16 protein-coding genes are annotated in these 21,999 nt (G+C 72.8%); 4 read left to right on the top strand and 12 right to left on the bottom strand.

The features are described 5' to 3' along the window. Nucleotides 1–124 precede the first annotated feature (124 nt). Entirely contained in the window at nt 125–1,612 is a 1,488-nt protein-coding gene (locus tag M4J07_RS07100) for a peptide MFS transporter (RefSeq protein ID WP_255968512.1), read from the top strand. Between the two features lie 71 nt (nt 1,613–1,683). On the opposite strand, the gene M4J07_RS47840 is transcribed toward M4J07_RS07100, so the two are convergent. The 8 genes from M4J07_RS47840 to M4J07_RS07060 form a co-directional block, all read right to left on the bottom strand. After that, complete coding sequence (locus M4J07_RS47840; RefSeq protein WP_308284734.1) at nt 1,684–6,438, bottom strand: trypsin-like peptidase domain-containing protein; 4,755 nt, start codon at nt 6,436–6,438, stop codon at nt 1,684–1,686. Nucleotides 6,439–6,481: 43 nt separating this feature from the next. Continuing rightward, complete coding sequence (locus M4J07_RS07090; RefSeq protein ID WP_255968511.1) at nt 6,482–6,793, bottom strand: trypco2 family protein; 312 nt, start codon at nt 6,791–6,793, stop codon at nt 6,482–6,484. Nucleotides 6,794–6,929: 136 nt separating this feature from the next. Continuing rightward, nucleotides 6,930–8,240, bottom strand: coding sequence for a hypothetical protein (locus M4J07_RS07085; RefSeq protein ID WP_255968553.1), 1,311 nt, complete (start codon nt 8,238–8,240; stop codon nt 6,930–6,932). A 38-nt stretch (nt 8,241–8,278) separates the two neighbouring features. Next, entirely contained in the window at nt 8,279–9,409 is a 1,131-nt protein-coding gene (locus M4J07_RS07080) for a DUF1573 domain-containing protein (protein WP_255968510.1), read from the bottom strand. Continuing rightward, nucleotides 9,406–10,359, bottom strand: coding sequence for a COG1470 family protein (locus tag M4J07_RS07075; RefSeq protein ID WP_255968509.1), 954 nt, complete (start codon nt 10,357–10,359; stop codon nt 9,406–9,408). Before M4J07_RS07075 ends, M4J07_RS07080 begins: the two co-directional genes overlap by 4 nt. Nucleotides 10,360–10,386: 27 nt before the next feature. Further along, nucleotides 10,387–11,106 carry an LPXTG cell wall anchor domain-containing protein gene (locus M4J07_RS07070; protein WP_255968508.1) on the bottom strand — a complete coding sequence of 240 codons (720 nt, stop codon included), beginning with the start codon at nt 11,104–11,106 and terminating at the stop codon, nt 10,387–10,389. A gap of 167 nt (nt 11,107–11,273) precedes the next feature. After that, complete coding sequence (locus M4J07_RS07065; RefSeq protein ID WP_255968507.1) at nt 11,274–11,765, bottom strand: ATP-binding protein; 492 nt, start codon at nt 11,763–11,765, stop codon at nt 11,274–11,276. Nucleotides 11,766–12,030: 265 nt separating this feature from the next. Beyond that, on the bottom strand, nt 12,031–12,414 hold the full coding sequence (locus M4J07_RS07060) for an STAS domain-containing protein (protein ID WP_255968506.1): 384 nt from the start codon (nt 12,412–12,414) through the stop codon (nt 12,031–12,033). Between the two features lie 250 nt (nt 12,415–12,664). Here M4J07_RS07060 and M4J07_RS07055 point away from each other — a divergent pair, with 250 nt between their 5' ends. Continuing rightward, on the top strand, nt 12,665–13,582 hold the full coding sequence (locus M4J07_RS07055) for an RNA polymerase sigma factor SigF (protein WP_255968505.1): 918 nt from the start codon (nt 12,665–12,667) through the stop codon (nt 13,580–13,582). Nucleotides 13,583–13,758: 176 nt separating this feature from the next. Further along, nucleotides 13,759–14,823, top strand: a complete 1,065-nt coding sequence (locus tag M4J07_RS07050) for an NAD(P)/FAD-dependent oxidoreductase (RefSeq protein WP_255968504.1) — start codon at nt 13,759–13,761, stop codon at nt 14,821–14,823. A gap of 31 nt (nt 14,824–14,854) precedes the next feature. Here the strand turns inward: M4J07_RS07050 and hutI are convergent, their stop codons facing one another. From hutI to hutU, 4 genes are all read right to left on the bottom strand, one after another. Further along, entirely contained in the window at nt 14,855–16,039 is a 1,185-nt protein-coding gene (gene hutI, locus M4J07_RS07045; RefSeq protein ID WP_255968503.1) for an imidazolonepropionase, read from the bottom strand. Nucleotides 16,040–16,279: 240 nt separating this feature from the next. Then, nucleotides 16,280–17,617 (bottom strand): formimidoylglutamate deiminase, encoded by a 1,338-nt coding sequence (locus M4J07_RS07040; protein ID WP_255968500.1) that lies wholly within the window; start codon nt 17,615–17,617, stop codon nt 16,280–16,282. Further along, on the bottom strand, nt 17,614–18,816 hold the full coding sequence (locus M4J07_RS07035; RefSeq protein WP_255968551.1) for an allantoate amidohydrolase: 1,203 nt from the start codon (nt 18,814–18,816) through the stop codon (nt 17,614–17,616). Before M4J07_RS07035 ends, M4J07_RS07040 begins: the two co-directional genes overlap by 4 nt. A 38-nt stretch (nt 18,817–18,854) precedes the next feature. Then, nucleotides 18,855–20,513: a urocanate hydratase gene (gene hutU, locus M4J07_RS07030; protein ID WP_255968498.1), complete on the bottom strand. Its 1,659-nt coding sequence runs from the start codon at nt 20,511–20,513 to the stop codon at nt 18,855–18,857. Nucleotides 20,514–20,625: 112 nt separating this feature from the next. Between hutU and M4J07_RS07025 the strand changes: the two genes are divergently transcribed. Continuing rightward, the gene (locus M4J07_RS07025; protein ID WP_255968496.1) at nt 20,626–21,975 is read left to right on the top strand and encodes a diaminopimelate decarboxylase; all 1,350 of its coding nucleotides are present in this window, start codon (nt 20,626–20,628) and stop codon (nt 21,973–21,975) included. Nucleotides 21,976–21,999: the final 24 nt, after the last annotated feature.

Genomic DNA, 21,999 nt, shown 5'->3' with positions numbered 1-21,999 from the left:
TCCGCCGTACTCAACTCCCCGCGGGCGTGGGGAGGACGGCAGGACTCCGGTGCCGGCCGACCCCCACAGGGGTCACGTCCCCACTCATGGAGCCGTGCCCCCGAGAGCCCACAAGGATCGACCCATGGCGTCCAGCCTGACGAAGGACGCGGCCAGTACCCCTGGCCCGCAGAAGACCTTCTTCGGCCACCCCCGCGGACTGGCCACACTCTTCATGACCGAGATGTGGGAGCGTTTCTCCTACTACGGCATGCGCGCCCTTCTCCCGCTGTACCTGGTCGCCCCGGAGGGGCTCGGCCTCGACGCGGGCACGGCCATCGCCATCTACTCCGTCTACATGTCGACGGTGTACCTGCTCGCCATGCCGGGCGGCTGGTTCGGCGACCGGGTCTGGGGGCCGCGCAAGACCACGGCGATCGCCGCCTCGGTGATCATGGCGGGCCACCTGGTCCTCGCCCTGCCGATGGACGCGACGTTCTACATCGGTCTGCTGCTGGTCGCGATCGGCTCGGGCCTGCTGAAGTCCAACATCTCGACGATGGTCGGCCACCTGTACAACGGGCCCTCCGACCCGCGTCGTGACGGCGGCTTCACGCTCTTCTACATCGGCATCAACCTGGGTGCCTTCTTCGCGCCGCTGGCCATCGGCACCGTCGGCCAGAACGTGAACTGGCACCTCGGCTTCGGTCTCGCCGCACTCGGCATGGGCATCGGCCTGGTCCAGTTCCTGCTCGGCACCCGCCACCTGGACGCCAAGTCCTCCGTGGTGCCGAAGCCGCTGAGCGCCGCCGAGCGTGCGTCCACGCTGAAGAAGGCCATGATCTGGCTGCTCGTCGCGGTCGTCTTCTACGGCATCGTCGCCGGCAGCGGTCACTACACGCTCAAGTGGGCCACGAACCCGCTGATGATCATCGGTCTCGTCGTGCCGGTCATCGTCCTGCTGCGCATCAAGCGCGACAAGGACCTGACCACCACCGAGCAGACCAAGGTCTCCGGCTACATCTGGTTCTTCGTCGCCGCCGCCGTCTTCTGGATGATCTACGACCAGGGCGGCTCGACCCTGTCGATCTTCGCGGACAGCCACGTCAACACCTCGGTGTTCGGCTGGGAGTTCCCGGTCTCCTGGTTCCAGTCGGTCAACCCGGTCCTGGTCATGGCGCTGGCCCCGGTCGCCGCCTGGCTGTGGCTGTACCTGGCCCGCTCCGGCAAGGAGCCGAGCACGGTCACGAAGTTCGCGGCCGGTCTGGTCCTGGTCGGCATCTCCTTCTTCGTCTTCCTGCTGCCGCTGACGGCCTCGGGCGACGGCAAGGTCAGCCCCTGGTGGATCGTCCTGATCTACTTCTGCCAGACCGTCGGTGAGCTGTGCCTCTCCCCGGTCGGCCTGTCGGTCACCACGAAGATGGCCCCGGCCAAGTACAGCTCGCAGATGATGGGCGTCTGGTTCCTCGCGGTCACCGCGGGCGACGCCGTCACCGGTCTGCTCTCCAACAACGGAGTGAACCTGGACACCAAGCCGATGGTCGCCGTCGAGGCGATCGCGGCGGTGCTCGCCGGTCTTGCGATCTTCATGTACCGCAAGCGGGTCAAGGAACTCATGGGCGACGTCCACTGACGTCCCGCTCCACGCGATGGGGCCCGCCGCACCGGATTCCGGTGCGGCGGGCCCCTTCGTCGTGCCGCCGGTCAGCGCGTCACGTCGTGCAGTCTGCGCGCGGCCTTCTCGCGCAGGTCGTCGCGGACCCGGCGCCGCTCCACGACGCCGCGCAGCACGTCGGCCGCCTCCGCGCGGTGCGGGCCGCCGCGCGCGGCTAGGGCCTCGGCCCAGTCCAGTTCGTGCTGGACGCGCCAGTTCCCGCGCCGCCTGCGGGCACCGGCCCGGAAGGCGTCCAGAGCCTGGTCCGCGTACGCGTCGCCGAAGCGGGCGAGGATCGACGCCGCCTCTGCCCGCTTGCTGTCGAGGCAGCAGCGGGAGATCAGCCCGCACAGGATCCGGGCGGCCGCCGGCACGTCCCCCAGGCGCACGAGCGCGTCCGCCGCGTGGGACCGCACCCAGGTGCTGGTCAGGGGCCGTGACGCGGTGCGGCGAACCGCCCGCGCCGCCTCGCGTGCGTACGGGGCGTCGAGCTCCGTCACCATGCGCGTGGCGGCGGTCCAGTGGGCATCGGCGGACCGGCGGCCGAAGACCCGTGTGCACAGCAGGTCCATGGCGGGGCGGGCGTAGGGAGCGCCCCACCCCAACAGCAACTCGGCCGCGTACTCGACGTCGTGGGGTCCGGTGGCCCGCTGCCGCGCCACGGATCGCACCGCCCGGGCCGCCCGGTCGACGTAGCGGCCGCCGAGATCGGCCACGGCCGCCGCGGCCTGCAGCCTCGTCAGGCTGTTCGTCCGGCGCCGCCCGCCCGCCAGGCGCAGCAGGTCGTCGGCCGCGTCGGGCGCCACGCGCCGGTCGAGGCCGAGGAGTACCTGCCAGGCCAGGAGGCGCTCGTCCGGGCCGGTGGCCGGATGGGCCGTGACCAGACGCAGGGCCGTCTCGTCCGTCGGCGTGTACCGGCCGCCGAGCGCGAGGAGTCCGCGTACGGCGCTCATCCGCACCTCGTCGGACGCCTCGGCGGCCGCGGCCGCGGCACGCAGCTCGGCGGCGGCCGACTCGGCCTGGTTGCCGCCGAATTCACGGAGGGCCCGCACCGCCGACTGCCGTTCCTCGGCACTCGCCCCGGCCGCGCCGAGCGTCGCACGGATGCCACCCGTCACGCGGTCGCGGGCGGCCTCGCCGAGGCCCTCGACCGCCGCCACCGCCCGGGCGAAGCCCTGCTCCTCGACGGCCGGCGTCAGGAGGAGGCTGCGCAGCAGGTCCGGCGTGTCCGGCCCCTCGGGCACCTCGACGTCACAACTCAGCAGGGCCCGCAACGCCGCGCCCCTGGACTCGGCGGCGGGGTCAGTGACGCGGTCCCGCAGCGCCTCCACCACCAGGTCCCTGGCCACGGGGTGGCGGTCGAGCCGGTGCTGCCGCGTGTCCATCCGGTAGCCCCCGTAGGCGTCCTCGACGGAGGCCAGCAGCAGCAGGACCATCCCGGCGACGGGATCCTTCCGGGCGGCCCGCAGGGGTGCGCTGCGCAGCCGGCGGAGGAAGACGAAGGCGGACTCCGACTCCACGAGGATGCGCAGGTACTCCCGGGGATCCGGGTCGGACGTGCGGACCGCTCCCTCTCCCAGCAGGGCGTTCGCCCTGTCGCGTTCCTCGGTCCCGAGGCCCGGATCGGCGACGAGTCCGCGCAGGACGTCCTCCACATCGGTCGCCGCCCGGTCCCCCGTCCTGAGGGCGACAGCGGCGGAGATCCTCGCCGAGGGCTCGGCGGCCCGGTCGAGGAGGACGGCACGCCAGGCCGTGGCCGCCTGCTCCGCGTACGGCTCACCGGCCTGGACCAGCGCTCTGGCCACGGCGTCACGGTCGAAGTCGTCCAGCTCCGGGTCGCTGACCCGGGCCACCACGGTGCGCACGGCCGACTCGACGTAGGACTGCCCCAGCACCGTCAGAGCCTCGAACACCTCGGAGAAGGAGGTTCTCCGGGGGCGCCCCTCGCGGAGCAGCCCCAGGAGCACCTCCGCGGCCTCGTCGACGTACGGCTGCCCCAGGGCGAGCAGCTCACGTGCCGTCGCCCTCCAGTGCATCCAGCTGCCGGAGAAGTCGTCGTCGCCGAGGGAGGCGATCATTCCCCTGGCCGCCTCTTCCACGTACGCGCTGCCGAGCGCCGCCAAGCCCGTGTACGCCTCGCGCCACCGGTACCGGTCCGTGGTCCACAGCAGATGCCGGTACGCCTGGGCCGCCACCTCGGTCCGGTCACCGCCGCGGGACGCGAGCAGCCGGGCCGACGCCACGCGGTCGTAGGCGCTGGTCTGCGGGTGCAGCGCCACCACGCTCATCGCCTCGACCGCGGCCTCCGTGCGCTCCCCGCCCAGGTCCCAGAGGGCGACGGCCGTCCGGTACAGGTGCTCGGGGGTGGTGCCCGGTCCGGCCGCCGCCCGCGACAGCAGCTCGGCCGCCGTCCCCGGATCGTGCTCCGCGAGCACCGCCATCGCGATGCTCCAGTGCGGCGACCGCGCGTCCCGGGTGATGGTCAGGAACTGCTCACGCACCACGTCGTACCGGATGGTGCCGAGCTGCTGGATCAGCTGTGCCGCGGCGTCGGCCCGCCGGGTCGCCGCCACCTCCATCAGCTTCCGGTAGTGCCGCTCGTCGGCAGGACAGCGCGCCCCCAGCAGCTCACCGGCCAGCAACTGGTGCATGTACGGGCCCTGTTGGAGCCAGTCGAGGAGCCGGCGTCCGCCCCGGTCGCTGCGGTGTCCGTAGTGGACGAGCGCGACGCGGTGGAGGTAGGCGAGCGGGGAGTTCGCGACACCGGAGGCCGTGAGGAGCGCCGCGCGCCACCTCGGGTGGTCGGGGTCGAAGTCGTCCGGCAGCTCGTCGACGAGCCGCTCGGCCGCGAGGTGCTCGGCGAACGTCGTGTGCAGGAACTGCAGATCGCGACCGCGGCGCACCAGCAGCCCGGTGACCAGGAGCGCGTCGGTGATCGCACCGGTCCAGCCCGCGAGCGGCGGCGCCGCGCCGAATCGGCGGCCCTGTTCGTCGACGGCGGTCTCCCGCCACCAGCGTTCGGCGACGGGCGCCAGCTCGTCGGTCTCGTCGACGACGTGGGCGTACGCGAGGTGGGTGACCAGCGTGGTGAGGTGCCGCCGCAGGTACGCCACCGCGGCGCGGGCCCGTGCCGATGTGCCCGCACGGGTGTGCAGGTCCTGCCAGAGCCGCTCGGCCTGCTCGCTCTTGGCGGCCAGGAGGTGGGCCCGGTACTGCTCGTACAGCGCCCACCGGTTGTCGGGCAGCGGGCTGTCCGGCTCGTTGCCGTAGACGATGGTGGTGACGGTGGCGAGCAGGGGGGTGCGCAGCAGTTCGCCGAGTTCGGTGGCGTCCATCTGGCGCAGGAACTCGGTGGCGAGGTCGGGGCGCCCCGAGTCCTCGAACCAGGTGTGGACGAACTGCTCCAGGCGCGGCCGGTCGAAGGGTTCGAGCGCGTAACCGCTGAAGCCCGCCTTGCCGAGCTCGGTGCGGGCGTCCTGGTCGGGGCGGGTGGTGAGGAGCACGGTCAGCGGGGTGCGGCGGCCGGGGCGCGTGCCGTCGGCGAGGCGGTGGATGAGCCGGCTGCGCTGGTCGTGCGGCACCTCGTCGAGCGCGTCCACGAGCAGCAGCCAGCCGGCGCCCGGCGGCAGCTCCGGCAGCGTGCCGTCGCCGGTGTCGAGCCCGGTGGCGACGGCGATCGCGCTCTCCAACGAGTGGCCGTCACCGGCGAGTCGGGACGCGGTGGCCCACAGCGGCACGGCCCGTCCGGCAGGGTCCGCCGAGGCCTCGACATCGCGCCCGTAGTCGAGGGCGCAGCTGTACAGCAGGGTCGATTTGCCGGCGCCGGGGCCCGCCTCGACCAGCAGATGCCCCTTGGTGGCCGGGGCCAGGAGGCCGTCGAGCACCTCGCGCAGCTGCCGGGGCGGGCCGCCGGTCGCCGCCTCCTGCTCACGGATCGCCAGGGCCTTCGCCAACTCGGGGTCGACATCGGCGAGTTGCTCGCGGTCCTCGTGGGTGTCGGACTCCTCGTCGGCCGACCGGGTCAGCACCTGCCGGATGTAGACGGTGCTGAGCCGACGGGTACGGCGGTCCTCACGGGAACGGATGGGCAGGTCGTCCAGGTCCACCCGCTGCCGGTCCAGCACCTTGCGCACCGGCCCCGGCAGCCAGTGCGCGGTGACCGTGACCCCGCCGTCGGCGAGCACCGCCAGGAAGCGCGGGTCCTCCAGTGCCGCGAGGTCCGTCGCGGTGAGCGCGCGGCCGCCCTCGGCGGGGCGGTGGCTCGTGACGACCCCGGCGAGCAGACCCTCGTCCTTGGTGAGCACGCCCGCTCCTGAGAACCCCTGCCAGGGTGAACCGCCCGCGCCGGCCGGCAGCGGGTCGCTGCTGTGCACGGCGATCTGGAACTGGTGGCCGACGCGGTCCGACGCGAGCTGGATCGTGCCGTCGAGCTGGTGGCTGCGGGGCCGCGCCCGCTCCTCGGTGAAGTCCGGGAAGCCCACGCTGTGCACCTCGATCTGCCCCCAGGCGCGCGGGAGCCGGGCCAGGCGGGCCGGGGCGAGCCCGTCGGCGACGGGCTCCGCCAGCGTGAGCAGGGCGAGGTCCCGGGCGGCGTGCGGCACGACGCCGGAGACGACGGCACCGACCGGGGTGTCGTCGGCGGGCCGGCCGCGCACCTCGTACCGGACGCCGGAGTCCTCGACGACATGGGCCGCCGTGAGCACCAGGCTGCCGGTGAGCAGGAACCCGGAGCCCTCGAAGTAGACCTGGCCGTCCTGATGCCGGCCGCGGATCTGCACGGCCCGGTCGAAGTGGTCGCCCCTCACCGTCAGCCCCCCGTACGCCTACGGCCGCCGGACGCGATGTCGGTCAGTCGTCGGCCGCCGGAGTGCGGCCGCCGTCCCGGGATCCGGTGCGCACCCTGTCCCCGGCCACGGTCTCCGCCGAGAGCTGCAGCTTCACGGTGTGTGTGACGGCCGTCGACCCGGAGACCTTCCCGTCGAGCGACACCACCCAGAACTTCACGCCGCCGCCCGCCTCGGTGGCGTCCGTGACGGCCACCTGCAGCTCCAGGTCGACCGACTCCACGAGGAGCCGCACGGGATCGCCCTCCGCGTCGAGCGCCGCCTCGGCCAGCTCGGTACGCAGGCCCTTGAGTGCGGCCGCAAGTCCGATCTCCATCGGGGCATTCTAACTGCTGTCACCTGCAGGGGAGTTGGGAATGCACGCGCGAGGGCCGGGACCGAGGACGGAAGGGGAAGAGAGAGGGAGGGGAAGGCCCGAGCGGGCTTCCCCTCCCCTTCCCGCGTGCGGGCACCTACCTCCTGACGACCCGCCGCGCCTTCGGCAGGAACGTGAACACCGCTCCGCCCAGCAGGATCACCGTGCCGGCCACCAGGCCCAGCGCGCGCAGGGCGCCGTCGTTCGAGGCGCCCGTCTCGGCGAGGCCGCCGCTCGTGGAGTCCGAGCCGCCCGCGGAGCCGCCGGCCGAGCCGGAGCCCGAGCCCGACGCGCCGCCCTCGACGGCCGTCGTGTCGATCTCCAGGGAGACCTCCGTCCTGGTCGGCGTGCAGGTGGTCGTCGTGCCGAGGGCCTTCACCGTCAGGACGCCCGGCGAGAGCGTCGACTTGCCGTCGGCGCCCGGCTTGTAGGTGCCGGTCAGGTCAGGGATGGTCATCGGGTCGCCGGTCTTGATGGGCTCCTTGTTGGTCGGGCCCTCGACGTGGACCGTGCCCTTGTCGGCGCCGCCCAGCTTCACCTCCATCGACGGCTTGACCGAGTCGGCCGGGATGTCTGCGGGGCTGTCCATGACGGACTTCTTGAACTGGACGGTGAGCGCGTAGTCCCCGCCGTCCTTCTTCGCGTCGATCTGCACCGGGGACGTGGCGTTCTTGTCGCCGATGGGGGTCTTGCAGGCGTAGGGGATGCTGACTTCCTTGCCCTTGAAGTCGGTCTGGCCGTCACCGCCACCGCCGCCACTGCCGGCGGCACCGCCGGAGTCGCTGCCGCCCGCGGTACCGCCCGTCGTGCCGCCGCCGGTGGGCAGGGCCGTCGGCAGGCCCGTGGGCAGGCCGGTGGGCGCGGTCGTCGGCAGGCCGCCGATGGCGCCGCCGCTGCCCGAACCGCCGCCCGAGACCTTGATGGTCGCGCCGGGCTTCACGGTCTCCTTGGGCGTGCACTTGGTGTCCGTCGAGATCGGCTTGCTGACGTTGATGTTGTACTTGTCCGGGGTGAGGGTCACGTCCCCGGCCGTCGTCAGCTTCACCTTCCCCTTCATCGTGGACAGCTGCATCGGGCTGTTCTTGGGGATCTTGGGGTTCTCGCGCGGGCCGGACATCGCGATGTCCCCGGTCTGCGCGCCGGCCGCCTTGAGGGTGCCGGTGGGCTGCACGGTGTTCGCGTCGAGGTCGAGGACGTCCGGGTTCTTGGAGGCGGCCTGGACGAACTTCCAGGTGATCTCCACCTCGTCACCGACCTTCGCCTCCGCCGGCGCCGTGATCTCCACCTTCGTCGTGCCCTCGACGGGCGGCAGGTTGGAGATCGCCGGGGGGACGCACTCGGTCTGGTACGAGACTTCGGCGGCCTGCGCGGGGGATGCGACGAGGAGCAGTCCCGCCCCGCCGAGCATCAGGGCGACGCCGGCCGCGCTCACTCTCCGTTGCGTGCTCACGTGTTTCCTTTCGTCGTCGGACTGTCGGGCGGTGCGGAGAGCTGACCGGCCGTGGGCAGCCCCGGATCGGTGTCCGGGGTGAACCAGGGCAGGGTGGTCGTGGTGTCGGACACGGGGCCGGTGCCGTTCCCGGGCGGCCCGGCCGGCTTCGGCTCCTGCTGCGGGAGCTTCAGCCTCGGCATCCGTACGGTGAGTTCGGCCAGGCGCTGGGAGCCGCGGTGGCGGCCCGGCGCGTGCCGGTCGCGCGGGCGCAGGCGGTCCACGACCGCCATGCCGATCCGGAAGACGGCGGCCGGCACGACGACGCACAGCAGGATCCAGAAGAGGGTGACGCCCCAGGGGCGGCCGACGCCCCAGGGCTGTTCGGCCAGGACCTTGCCGCCGTACTTCAGCGACACCAGGTAGCTGCCGTGGGCGCCCGCCGTCAGTTCGACCGGCAGCTCGATCTGCGCCTTGCGGCCCGGCGCGATCGTGCCGCGCCACTGCTGTTCCTCCCACTGCGGCGCGAACACGCCGTGGGAGGTGCCGACCTGGAAGACGGGGTTCTTGACGGGGGCCGAGCCGACGTTGCCCACGGTGAAGGTGAAGGTGCGTGACGGCGGGGCGCCGAACCAGGTCAGCAGGCCGCTGGAGCCGTCGAGGCGGGTGTCGGTGACCATGGACAGCTGTCCGTCGCCGGAGGACCGCGGGAGCGACTTCACGGGGTGGCCCGCCACCTTGAACTCGGCGTCGACCTGCGCCTTCTCCCCGGTGACCGTCGCGACGTGGACCACGCAGGGGCACGCCTTGGGCGGTTCGGCGACGGCGAGCTTCTTGCTGAACGTCCCGTCCGCGCCGGTGGTGACGGCGAGGCCGTCGGCGTTCGCGCAGGAGTTGGTGCCGCCGATCACGCCGCGCGCGGGGCTCGACTGACCGCAGATCAGCATCATCAGCAAGGCGTTCGGACGCCAGTCCGCACCCTTGACGGTGATCGAACCGCCCGTCCCCGCCTGGGACTTGGAGAGGGTGACGGTGGGTTTGCCGGCGGCGGCGGCCGGTCCTGCCCAGGGGGCGGTGCCCGCGAGGAGCGCGGCCGCCAGAGCCAGGACGGTCAGCAGCCGCGGGGCGCGGGCGCTGCGGCGATTCATGGCGTGCTCCTTCGGTTCCCGGGTCGGCGGCGTACGTACCAGAAGGCGGCGCAGACCGCGCCGGCGAGCACGGCCAGGGCGCCGCCGACCGCGCCCCACGGCACGAACCGGGCGGTCCCCGTCGCCGAGTCCGCCGCGCCGCCGCCCGCCGTGACCGTCACCTTCACGTCGACCGCGTCGAGCGCGGGGGCGTCCCGCCAGGGCTCGGTGAGGGTGACCCGGCGCCCGGGGAGCAGTTCGACGGGGAGGGTGCGGGGGCTCTTGCGCAGGACGGTGCCGAAGACGCCGTCGGCCCGGACCGCGAGGCGGGGCGTGAGCGTCGTGTTGCCGCGGTTCACCACGTCGTACGAGATGGAGTCGCCGCGCTCCACGCGTACGTGCTCGACCGTGAGCGCGGAGAGCGTGGGGCCGCTGATCCGCAGGTGGACGCTGACCCCGGCGTCCCGCCCGGCCGCGCTCGCGACGACCGCGCCCGGGTGGTCGCCCGGTGTCGCGCCCGGCGGCACGGTCACCGTGAACGGGACCTCGGCGCGGGTGCGGGCCGGGACCCGCACCGTCCGCTCGGCGAACGTGATCCAGGCTCCGGTGTCCTTCGCCTTCGTGCGGACGTCCAGGGAGCCGTCGCTGAGGTTGTCCGCGTCGGCGCCGCGGAGGCTGATTCTGATCGGTCGGGTGGTCGGGTTCGTGACGGCCACCTTGTCCTCCAGGACGGTGCCGGGGGTGCCCTCCGCGTAGATGTACGGACGGCCGTCCGATGCGGCGGGCCGGGACCCGCCGCCCGCGGAGGGGGCGATCGTCCAGTCCGGCGGGGCCGCTCGTGCCGGGGTGCCGCCCCAGGTCAGGAGGGCGGCACCCAGGAGTGCCGAGGCGGCGCGGGAGCCGCGGATTCGGGTGCGGGCGCGGGTCGTGCGTGGTTGCCCGCGCCACGTGGCGGAGCCACACCTCGGCACAGGCCCGCGCCCCCTGCGGAGCGCCATCTAGCGCGCCGACTGGTTCCTGCGGGTCAGCCACAGTGCGCCCGCCGCACCGACCAGCAGCACCGTCCCGCCCAGCGTCCCCAGCGCTATCGCCGAGTCCTCGGGGCCCGTCTGCGGGAGGGAGTCGCCGCCGGACGGGGCCGACTGGGAGGAGCCGGACGAGCCGGAGCCCGTCGAGCCGCCACCGCCGCCGGAGCCGCCCGCCGCCGTCACGTCCAGTTCCAGGGACGGCTTCGGGTTGTTGGCCGGGGTGCAGGTGGTCGTCGTGCCGAGCGCCTTGATGGTGAGGACACCGGCCGTGAAGGTGACCTTGCCGCTCTTCTTCGGCGTGTACGTGCCCGACAGGTCACTGATCTTGATGGGTGTGTTGGCGGGGATCGCCTCGGAGTTCGGCGGGCCCGAGACCGGGACCGAGCCGCTGTCGGCGCCGGCCACCTTGATGACGGCGCTGGGCTTCATCGCGCCCTTGCCGAGCTCGACCGGGCTGGAGGAGACGCCCTTCTGGAAGGACATGGTGATCTTGTAGCCGCTGCCGCTCTTGACGCTCTTCATGTCGATCGGGGAGACGGCGCCCTTGTTCCCGATCGGCGTCTTGCACTGGTAGTTCACGTCCTGGACCGTCGCCTCGGCTGCGGGGGCGGCCATCAGCACCGCCGAGCCTGCCAAGGCCGCGCTGAGCGCGAACGCGGCGGTTCGTTTCGGGTACGTCCGGTACGACACCTCGAGATCCCTTCAGACCGGCGGTTACTGACGGTTCATCAGATGCGGGTGGCTCAAGGTACGCCCGGGACCTTGCCGAGGGAAGACAAAGAGCACGCCGGATCGAAGACGATCCGGCGTGCTCTCGACGGTGCCGGGCACCAGGTACGGAACCCCGTACGGACGGGTCAGGCGGGGGCGCCCACCTCGGCCCACACGGTCTTGCCCGTCACTCCGGGAGTGCGCACGACTCCCCAGTCCAGACAGAGGCGTTGGACGATGAACATGCCGTGGCCCCCGGGGCGGCCCGCACGGTGCGGGGTGCGCGGGGCGGGCTGGCCGGCGCCGCGGTCCGTGACCTCGATGCGCAGCACCTTGTGGGCCGACGAGTCGCCGAAGAAGAGCGCCAGCTCGTCCGGGCCCTCGGCGTGCAGGCACGCGTTGGTGACCAGCTCGGAGACGACCAGCAGCACGTCCTCCGCGGCGGCGCGCCGGTCCGCGCTCGCAGCGGGCAGCCAGCCCCAGGCGTGCAACGCGTCCCGGGTGAAGTCGCGGGCGAGCGGCACGATTCCGCTCGCGCCATGGAGGCTCAGCCTGCGGACCTGGCGGTCCCCGGCGGCCGGCACGTCGCCGGGCTCGGGGCCGTGGTCGCCCGGCGAGTAAGGCCGGGTGGTGCTCATCAGCACTTCACCTCACCGATTCACCAATTCAGCTTCAGGATTCAGGGTTCAGGGTTCGCGGGCGGGGGTCCGGGTCCTGTTGTCTTCGAGTGTCGCGCGTCGTCGGGTCCTGGGTCTTGCTCGGGGTGTCTCCTGCCCGGGCGAACGCCGGGAACACCCACTTGTTCGGGTCAGGCCTTGTGACGCTGGTAACGCGGCGATCACGCGAAGACAACTGGAGCGTAACTTCTGCTGGTCGCCACTGTCCGCGATCGGGCGGATCCGGTCAGTCGCCGGACGCTTCGGCCGCCAGGGCCGCCTCCAGGGATTCATGCACCGTAAAAACGGCCTCCGCGCCGGTGATCTCGAAGACTCGGGCCACCACCGGCAGCATCCCGGCCAGATGGACACCGCCCCCGGCCGCCTCGGCCTTGAGGCGGGCTCCGAGGAGCACGTTCAGCCCCGTCGAGTCGCAGAACTCGAGGCGCGAACAGTCGATGACCAGCCGCGACAGCCCATCGGCGAGACATTGCTCAAGGGGTTCGCGCAGCAGATCGGCGGTGTGGTGATCCAGCTCACCCGCCGGGGTCACGACGGCACTCGAGCCCTCTTGTCGCACCTCGACCAGAAGCCGGCCCCGAGCCGCGCTGCCGACTGTCCCGCGGTCCATGACGTCTCTCTCTCGCTGCCTTCGACGTGCCGGTTGACGCCCTCGAACACTACGCCTTCTGTACGCCCCCCGGTACCCGAACAACCCCTAGGAATCGGACAATTCAGCACAGAGCGCACTTGCGGCTCAGTGAGGAAAGCGGGTAGGCCTAGTAAGGACAGAAATCGACACGGCCGGCTTTGGAGGCGCCGCACACCGCAGTGCACGTATTGGCATCGGCAGCCATATGCCGAGAACGATGGAGGACATCATGTCACCCCGGCTCGACGAATCGCGTACTGACCAGGCGACGTCGACACTCCCCCCGGAACCCCGATCCCCCCGCACGGAGGTCGAGCAGCCCGCGTCCGACACCCTCGAAGGACTTGAGGGCCTGCCGGAGATCCCCCCGTACGACGAGGTGGGACCGCTCGACGCACGAGCTCTCTCCAAGACCCTCTTCGAGCGCCTCGAATCGCTTGAAGAAGGCACGCACGAGTATTCCTACGTCCGCAACACGCTGGTCGAACTCAACCTCGCCCTGGTGAAGTTCGCCGCGTCCCGGTTCCGCTCCCGCAGCGAGCCGATGGAGGACATCATCCAGGTCGGCACCATCGGCCTGATCAAGGCGATCGACCGGTTCGAACTGAGCCGGGGCGTCGAGTTCCCGACGTTCGCGATGCCGACCATCGTCGGCGAGATCAAGCGCTTCTTCCGTGACACCTCCTGGTCGGTGCGCGTACCGCGGCGCCTGCAGGAACTCCGTCTCGACCTCGCCAAGGCGGGCGACGAACTCGCCCAGCAGCTCGACCGCGCCCCCACGGTGGGCGAGCTCGCCGAACGCCTGGGCATCTCGAACGAGGAGGTCGTGGAGGGCATGGCGGCGTCCAACGCCTACACCGCCAGCTCCCTCGACGCCCAGCCCGAGGAGGACGACTCCGAGGGCGCGCTCGCGGACCGTATCGGCTACGAGGATCACGGCCTCGAAGGCATCGAGTACGTCGAGTCGCTGAAGCCGCTGATCGCCGAACTGCCGCCGCGGGACCGCAAGATCCTGTCGTTGCGCTTCGTCGCGGGCATGACCCAGTCCGAGATCGGCGACGAGCTGGGAATCTCGCAGATGCACGTGTCGCGGCTGTTGTCGCGCACGCTGGTGCGGCTGCGCAAGGGGCTGACGGTGGAGGAGTGAGCCCGCCCCTCGGCCCCTTACCGTTCCCAGCACGCACGGGCCCGCCTCCCTGATCCCCGGGAGGCGGGCCCGTGCGCGTCGTGACCCGGGTCACCCCCGGCGCCGTGTCACAGGATCCGGGGCTCGCTCGTCATGGGGGCGAGACGCTGAAGTGATCAGCTCCCAGGGAGGCCGAGATGAAGGTTGTAGTGGTGGGCGCCGGATACGCGGGGACGACCGCGGCGAACCGGCTGGCCAAGAAGGTCGCGGGTGCCGAGATCACCGTGGTCAACCCGCGCGCCGACTTCGTGGAGCGGGTGCGGCTGCACCAGCAGCTCGCCGGCACGGGTGAGGCCGCGACGCCGCTCACCGGGATGCTGCGGGACGGCATCACCGTCCGGGTCGGCTCGGTCGACAAGATCGGCGACGGGACGCTGGCCCTCGCGGACGGCGACAGCCTGGACTTCGACTACGCCGTCCTCGCCGTGGGCAGCACGGTGCGGCCCCTGCCGGGAACGGTGCCGGTGGGCACCTGGGAGGGCGCCCAGCGGGCCCGCACGGCGCTCGCCGCGCTTCCCGCGGGCGCCACGGTGACCGTGGTCGGGGGCGGGGCGACGGGGACCGAGACGGCCGCCGAGGTGGCCGAGGCCCGCTCCGACCTGCGGGTACGCGTCGTCGGCACGGACGTCGCGGGCAATCTCTCCGGCGCCGCGCGCACCCGGATGCTGACCGGTCTGGCGGGCCTCGGCGTCGACGTCGTGACCGGCGCCGTCGCGGAGGTGGACGAGTCCGACGGCACCGTGCGCCTCGCGTCGGGCACGGAGCTGGCCTCCGACCTCACGCTGTGGGCGATCGTGTCGGGCGTCCCGGACCTCGCGGCCCGCAGCGGCCTCGACGTCGCCGAGGACGGCCGCGCGCTCGTGGACCCCTACCTGCGCAGCGTCAGCGACGAGCGGATCTTCGTCGTCGGCGACGTCGCCGCCGTGCCCGGCGCCCGCTTCGGCTGCCAGAGCGCGGGCCCGCAGGGCAAGCACGCCGCCGACGTCCTCGCCCGCCTGACCGCCGGCCGCGAGCCCGCCCCGTACCCGCTGCGCTACGTCTCCCGGGCCCTGAGCATCGGCCGCAAGGACGCGGTGATCCAGTTCACCCACTTCGACGACAGCCTCCGCACGGCGTACGTCACCGGCCGCACCGGCACCCTGATCAAGGAACTGGCCTGCCGCGGCGGCAAGTTCGGGGCGCGCACGGGCATCACGGGGTGACGGGGCGCGGCCCGCTCGCCGGAGCCCTCGCTCAGCCCGCGACCACCTGCCCGGAGCGCCACACGCGCGACACCAGCGGCACCCCCGGCCGGTACGCCAGGTGGACGTGGCTCGGCGCGTCCAGGAGTGCGATGTCGGCCCGTGCGCCCGGTGACAGGTGGCCGACGTCCGTGCGGCGCAGGGCCTGTGCTCCGCCCGCCGTCGCCGACCAGAGGGCCTCGTCCGGGGTCATGCCCATGTCCCGTACGGCGAGGGCGATGCAGAAGGGGACCGAGGACGTGAAGGACGAGCCGGGGTTGCAGTCCGTCGAGAGCGCCACCGTGACGCCCGCGTCCAGGAGGCGGCGGGCGTCCGGCCACTCGGCGCGGGTGGAGAACTCGGCGCCGGGCAGGAGGGTCGCCACGGTGTTGCCGTTCGCCAGCGCGTCGACGTCGGCGTCCGTGAGGTGGGTGCAGTGGTCGGCCGACGCCGCGTCCAGTTCCACGGCGAGCTGGACCCCGGGGCCGTAGCTGAGCTGGTTCGCGTGGATGCGCGGGTGCAGGCCCTTCGCCCTGCCCGCCGTCAGGATCGCCCGCGCCTGGTCGCCGTCGAAGGCGCCCTTCTCGCAGAACACGTCGATCCAGCGGGCGTGCGGGGCGCAGGCGTCCAGCATCTCGCCCGTGACGAGGTCCACGTAGGCCGCCGGGTCCTCGGCGTAGTCCGGCGAGACGATGTGTGCGCCCAGGTACGTGACCTCGTCCGTGTGGGCCGCCGCGATGCGCAGCGCCCGTTCCTCGTCGGCCGTCGTCAGGCCGTAGCCGGACTTCGTCTCGAAGGTCGTGGTGCCCTGGCGGAGGGCTTCCGCCAGGTAGTGGGTGAGGTTCGCCGCCAGCTCGGCGTCCGTGGCCGACCTGGTCGCGGCGACCGTCGTGCGGATGCCGCCCGCGCGGTAGCTCTGGCCGGACATGCGGGCGTTGAACTCGGCGGTGCGGTCGCCCGCGAAGACCAGGTGTGAGTGGGAGTCGACGAAGCCGGGGATCACGGCGCGGCCGGCGGCGTCGTACGTCGTGTCCGTCGCCGGGGCCTTGGCCGTGGGGCCCGCCCAGGCGATCTTGTCGCCCTCGATCACGAGGGCGGCGTTCTCGATCTGGCCGAGGGGGCCTTCGGCGAGGTCGGGGTTGTTGGTGACCAGGGTGCCGATGTTGGTGATGGCCGTGGTCGTACTGGGCTCCGTCATGGGCCTCTCCGTGGGGGTGGGTCGGGTCGGGTTGCTTGTCGGCTGCGGGCCGGTAGGGGCTGGTCGCGCAGTTCCCCGCGCCCCTGAGAGGCGCGCCCTTCGGGCGGCCTCTCCCCGGTGGGGAAGGCTGCGCGTCAGCGCATGCCTTCAGGGGCGCGGGGCTGTGTCATCAGCGGCTCCGCCGCGGGGCGCGACCAGCCCCCACGCACCCGCACTCGCCCACCCGAACCGGCGGGACGCCTAGTGCAGGGACGTGATCGCCTTCGTCAGGGACTGGGCCACGTCGCCGAGCGTCACGTGGGAGCCGTCGCGGACGATCACGCGGCCGCCCGCCACCACGTGCGTCACGTCGCACGCGCCCGCCGCGAACACCGCCGTCTCCGCGCCCAGGCGCGGCAACGCGCCCGCCGTGCGGACCGAGTCGAGGGTGAGGGTGACCAGGTCGGCCGTCGCGCCCGGTTCCAGGACGCCCGCGTCGTCCCAGCCGAGGGCCGCGTGGCCGTCGGCGGACGCCGCGCGCAGCAGGGCCGCCGCCGTCCAGTGGCCACGGGTACGCGACCGCAGCCGCTCGTTCAGTTCCATCGCGCGCGCCTCCTCGAAGAGGTCGATCACGGCGTGGCTGTCGGAGCCGAGGGAGAGCGGGGAGCCCGCCTTCTGGAGGGCCACGGCCGGGCCGATGCCGTCGGCCAGGTCGCGTTCCGTCGTCGGGCACATGCAGGTGCCGGTGCCCGAGCCGCCGATGAGGGCGATGTCCCGGTCCGTGAGGTGGGTGTTGTGGACGCCGGTGGTGCGTGCGCCCAGCACCCCGTTGTCCGCGAGGAGCTGCGTGGGGGTGCAGCCGTGGGCGGCCTGGCACGCGTCGTTCTCCGCGGTCTGCTCGGAGAGGTGCACGTGGAGCGGGGCGCGCCGGTCCGAGGCCCATTCCGCGACGGTGGAGAGCTGGTCCGCGGGGACCGCCCGGACCGAGTGGATCGCCGCGCCGATCCGCACCCCGGGCCGCTCCTTCAGCAGGGCCGCACGCTCGGCCCAGGCCTGCGCCGTGCCGTCGCTGAACCGCTGCTGGTGCCGGTCGGGCGCCTTGCCGAAGCCCGACGAGAGGTAGGCCGTGTCGAGGAGCGTGATGCGGATGCCGGCTTCGTCGGCCGCCGCGATCAGCGCCTCGCCCATCGCGTTCGGGTCGGCGTACGGGGTGCCGCCCGGGGCGTGGTGGAGGTAGTGGAACTCCCCCACCGCGGTGATGCCGGCCAGTGCCATCTCCGCGTACACCGCCCGGGCCAGCGCGTGGTACGTGTCCGGGGTCAGCCGGTCGGCCACCCCGTACATGACCTCGCGCCAGGTCCAGAACGTGCCCGAGCCGACCTGCACCGTCGAGCGCAGCGCGCGGTGGAAGGCGTGCGAGTGGGCGTTGGCGAGGCCGGGGAGGGTGAGGCCGCGCAGCACCGTGGCGCCGGGCGGCGGGGTCTCGACCCCCTTGCGCACGGTGGTGATGCGGCCGTCGGCGACCTCCACCAGCACGCCAGGCTCCACCGTCGGGTCGAGCCAGGCGTGTTCGAGCCAGTACCGCGTCGTCTGCGTCACGTGCAGGCCAGTCCTTCCAGTACGTCGGCCAGGGCGTGCACACCTGCCAGGCAGTCGTCCTCGGCGGCGGACTCCGCCGGGGAGTGCGAGACGCCCGTGGGGTTGCGTACGAACAGCATGGCGGTGGGGATCGACGACGCCAGGATTCCCGCGTCGTGTCCCGCGCCCGTGCCGAGCACCGGCACCTTCAGCTCCTGGTCCGTGCCCAGGATCCTGGCCAGCTCGTCGCGCAGGGCGTGGTCGAACTCCACGACCGGCGTGAACGACTCGCGGGTCAGCGACACCTCGATGCCGTGCTCGTCCGCGTAGGCGCGGGCCGCCTTCTCGATCGCCGTGACCGTGTCGTCGAGGGCCTGCTGGTCCGCCGCCCGGGAGTCCAGCCATCCGCGTACGAGGGACGGGATGGCGTTGACTCCGTTCGGCTCCACCGCGATCTTGCCGAACGTGGCTACCGCGCCTGCGAGCCGGGCCTCGCGGCGGGCGGCCAGGACCGTCTCCGCGTAGCTGAGCATCGGGTCCCTGCGGTCCACCAGGCGGGTGGTGCCCGCGTGGTTGGCCTCGCCGCGGAAGTCGAAGCGCCAGCGGCCGTGCGGCCAGATGGAGCTGGCGATGCCGACCGCGTCGCCCGACAGGTCGAGCGCGCGGCCCTGCTCCACGTGGAGTTCGATGAACGCGCCGATGCGGGCGAGCCGGTCGTGGTCGGGGCCGATCGTCTCCGGGTCGTACCCGGCCCGCTCCATCGCCTGCGGGAGGCTCACCCCGTCGGCGTCCGTCAGCGCGTGCGCCTGCTCGGGGGTGAGGACGCCGGACGTGAGGCGGGAGCCCACGCAGGCCAGGCCGAAGCGGGCGCCTTCCTCGTCGCCGAAGTTGGTGATCGCGAGCGGCTTGGTGAACTCCGCTCCCCTGTGGCGGAGTTCGTCCAGGGCGGCGAACGAGGAGACGACGCCGAGGGGGCCGTCGAAGGCGCCGCCGTCGGGGACGGAGTCCAGGTGGGAGCCGGTCACGACAGCGTCCCCGGCGTCCGGGTCGCCGAGCCAGGCCCACTGGTTGCCGTTGCGGTCCAGCTCGTAGGTCAGGCCGCGGGACTCGGCCTGCGCCCGGAACCAGGCGCGGCAGTCGGCGTCCGCCGCGGTCCAGGCGTAGCGCCGGTAGCCGCCGCTGTCCCGGTTCCGGCCGATGGGGCGCAGATCGCGCCACATCTCCAGGAACCCGGCACCGGCGGCACCCGTGGACGCGGTCACTCGCCCTCCCGCATCGGCACCCGCACGCCGCGCTCGGCCGCGACCTCGGCCGCGTGCTCGTAGCCCGCGTCGACGTGGCGGATGACGCCCATCGCCGGGTCGTTGGTGAGGACGCGCTCGATCTTCTGGGCGGCGAGGTCGGTGCCGTCGGCGACGCAGACCTGGCCGGCGTGGATGGAGCGGCCCATGCCGACGCCGCCGCCGTGGTGGAGGGAGACCCAGGAGGCACCCGAAGCGGTGTTGACCAGCGCGTTCAGGAGCGGCCAGTCGGCGATCGCGTCGGAGCCGTCCTTCATGGCCTCGGTCTCGCGGTACGGGGAGGCCACCGAACCCGAGTCGAGGTGGTCGCGGCCGATGGCGACGGGAGCGGACAGTTCGCCGCTGGCCACCATCTCGTTGAACTTGAGGCCCGCCAGGTGGCGTTCGCCGTAGCCGAGCCAGCAGATGCGTGCCGGGAGGCCCTCGAAGGAGATGCGCTCGGCGGCCATGTCGAGCCAGCGGTGCAGGTGCTTGTTCTCGGGGAACAGCTCCTTGATCGCGGCGTCGGTCCTGCGGATGTCCTCCGGGTCGCCGGACAGGGCGGCCCAGCGGAACGGGCCGAGGCCCTCCTCGAACAGGGGGCGGATGTGCGCCGGGACGAAGCCGGGGAAGTCGAAGGCGCGCTCGCAGCCGGCCTTGCGGGCCTCGTCGCGGATCGAGTTGCCGTAGTCGAAGACCTCGGCGCCCTTGTCGAGGAAGCCGACCATCGCCTCGACGTGCAGGCGCATCGAGTGCCGGGCCTTGTCGGTGAAGCCGGCCGGGTCCGCCTCGCGCTCCTTGTCCCAGTCCTCGACGGAGATGCCGACGGGGAGGTAGGCGAGCGGGTCGTGGGCCGAGGTCTGGTCCGTGACGATGTCGATCGGGGCGTCGCGGCGCAGCAGTTCGGGGAAGACCTCGGCCGCGTTGCCGACGACGCCGATGGACAGGCCGCGGCGCTCGTCGCGGGCCTGGACCGCCAGCTCCAGGGCGTGGTCGAGGTTGTCGGCCTTGACGTCGAGGTAGCGGGTGCCGATGCGGCGGTCGATGCGGGTCTCGTCGACGTCGACGCAGATCGCGACGCCCTCGTTCATGGTGACCGCGAGGGGCTGGGCGCCGCCCATGCCGCCGACGCCGGCGGTGAGGGTGATGGTGCCGGCCAGCGTGCCGTCGAACTTCTTGCGCGCGACCGCGCCGAAGGTCTCGTACGTGCCCTGGACGATGCCCTGCGAGCCGATGTAGATCCACGAACCGGCCGTCATCTGGCCGTACATGGTGAGGCCCTCGGCCTCCAGCTTGCGGAACTCCTCCCAGTTGGCCCAGTCGCCGACCAGGTTGGAGTTGGCGAGCAGCACGCGCGGCGCCCACTCGCTGGTGCGCAGCACGCCGACCGGCTTGCCGGACTGGACGAGGAGTGTCTCGTCCGACTTCAGCGTCTTCAGCGTGCGCACGATCGCGTCGAACGCCTCCCAGGACCGGGCCGCCTTGCCCGTGCCGCCGTAGACGACGAGCTTGTCGGGGTGCTCGGCGACCTCGGCGTCGAGGTTGTTCATGAGCATCCGCAGCGCGCCCTCCTGCTGCCACCCCAGGGTGTTGAGCTCGGTGCCGCGCGGGGCTCGTACGGGGCGGGGTCCTGACATCGGCGGCCTCCTGGGGTGCTCCATGTTGATGCGGATATTCACATCCTGACTTCCTGAATAGAGCTAGTCAATACATTCCCATGACAGCGGTTCGGGTGGTTGTCTGGACCACATGGCTGCCACGGACGCTTCCCCGCACCTCTCCACCCGCCGCGACCAGGCCGTACGGGCCGCCGTCGAGCAAGGACTCGTCGGCCCCTCGGCCCCCGTGGCCGGACTCCTCGACGTCACCGGCATCCGCGCCTCCGCGGCCGCCCTGCGCGCCGCCTTCGACGCGGTCGCCGCCCCCGGCACCGAGATCCTGCACACCTTCGCGGTGAAGGCGACGCCGCTCGTCCCGGTCCTGCGGCTGCTGCGCGAGGAGGGCATCGGGGTGGAGGTCGCCAGCCCCGGCGAGCTGGCCCTGGCCCGCGCCGCGGTGGTGCCGCCCACCCACACCGTCCTGGACTCCCCCGCCAAGACCTCCGCCGAACTGCGCGAGGCCCTCGCGCTCGGCATCGCCGTGAACGCGGACAACGCGCAGGAGCTGGCCCGCCTCGACGCCCTCGTGAGCTCCGCGCCCACCCGCTCCCCGCTCGGCGTCCGCGTGAACCCGCAGATCGGCGCCGGGTCGATCGGCGCCCTGTCGACCGCGACCGCCACCTCCAAGTTCGGTGTCGCCCTGCGCGACGAGGGGGCGCGGGCCTGGCTCGTGCGGACGTACCTGGACCGGCCGTGGCTGACCCGGCTGCACACGCACTCCGGGTCGCAGGGCGTGCCCCTGGAGCTGATGGCCGAGGGCGTGCGCACGACGTACGAACTCGCCGAGGAGATCAACGCGGCGGCCGGCCGGCAGCAGATCGACACGCTCGACATCGGCGGCGGCCTGCCCGTCAACTTCGCCTCCGACGAGGAGACCCCCACGCACGCGGCGTACGCGCAGCTGCTCGCCGAGACCGTGCCGGGCCTCTTCGACGGGCGGTACGGCATCGTCACCGAGTTCGGCCGCTCGCTGCTCGCCAAGCACGGCACGCTGCTCGCCCTCGTCGAGTACGCGAAGGAGAGCGGCGGCCGCCCGATCGCCGTGACCCACGCGGGCGTCCAGGTCGCCACCAGGACCGTGTACGCGCCCGGGTCGTGGCCGCTGCGGATCGCCGCGTACGACGCGAAGGGGCTGCCGAAGACCGGGCCCGCCGTCGCCCAGGACGTGGCGGGTCCGGCCTGCTTCGCGGGTGACCTGCTCGCCGAGAACCACCCGCTGCCGCTCCTGGAGGCGGGCGACTACGCCGCCGCGCTCGACACCGGCGCGTACTACTTCGCGCAGCACTACTCGTACAACTCGCTGGCCAGGCCGGGCGTCTACGGCTTCGTGGCGGACGCCGACGGCGGGGTGCGGTTCGCGACCGCGCGCGAGCCGCAGACGGTCGAGGAGATCGTGGCCGAGTCCGGCGGCGGCCTGCGGCGGGGCCTGCGCGACCTCTGAGATTGCTCAACTCGCGCATCCGTG

This window comes from Streptomyces longispororuber (assembly GCF_024448165.1).
In the GTDB taxonomy this organism is placed as follows: domain Bacteria; phylum Actinomycetota; class Actinomycetes; order Streptomycetales; family Streptomycetaceae; genus Streptomyces; species Streptomyces longispororuber_A.
This window is presented reverse-complemented; position numbering and strand designations above follow the sequence as displayed.

Coding starts and splice junctions, on each gene's coding strand:
- M4J07_RS07035 (WP_255968551.1), bottom strand. CDS start 18,816: ATGTGGCGCGATCTGCGCCCCATCGGCCGGAACCGGGACAGCGGCGGC.
- M4J07_RS07090 (WP_255968511.1), bottom strand. CDS start 6,793: ATGGAGATCGGACTTGCGGCCGCACTCAAGGGCCTGCGTACCGAGCTG.
- M4J07_RS07065 (WP_255968507.1), bottom strand. CDS start 11,765: ATGAGCACCACCCGGCCTTACTCGCCGGGCGACCACGGCCCCGAGCCC.
- M4J07_RS07100 (WP_255968512.1), top strand. CDS start 125: ATGGCGTCCAGCCTGACGAAGGACGCGGCCAGTACCCCTGGCCCGCAG.
- M4J07_RS07055 (WP_255968505.1), top strand. CDS start 12,665: ATGTCACCCCGGCTCGACGAATCGCGTACTGACCAGGCGACGTCGACA.
- M4J07_RS07025 (WP_255968496.1), top strand. CDS start 20,626: ATGGCTGCCACGGACGCTTCCCCGCACCTCTCCACCCGCCGCGACCAG.
- hutI (WP_255968503.1), bottom strand. CDS start 16,039: ATGACGGAGCCCAGTACGACCACGGCCATCACCAACATCGGCACCCTG.
- hutU (WP_255968498.1), bottom strand. CDS start 20,513: ATGTCAGGACCCCGCCCCGTACGAGCCCCGCGCGGCACCGAGCTCAAC.
- M4J07_RS07080 (WP_255968510.1), bottom strand. CDS start 9,409: ATGAATCGCCGCAGCGCCCGCGCCCCGCGGCTGCTGACCGTCCTGGCT.
- M4J07_RS07060 (WP_255968506.1), bottom strand. CDS start 12,414: ATGGACCGCGGGACAGTCGGCAGCGCGGCTCGGGGCCGGCTTCTGGTC.
- M4J07_RS07085 (WP_255968553.1), bottom strand. CDS start 8,240: ATGCTCGGCGGGGCGGGACTGCTCCTCGTCGCATCCCCCGCGCAGGCC.
- M4J07_RS07050 (WP_255968504.1), top strand. CDS start 13,759: ATGAAGGTTGTAGTGGTGGGCGCCGGATACGCGGGGACGACCGCGGCG.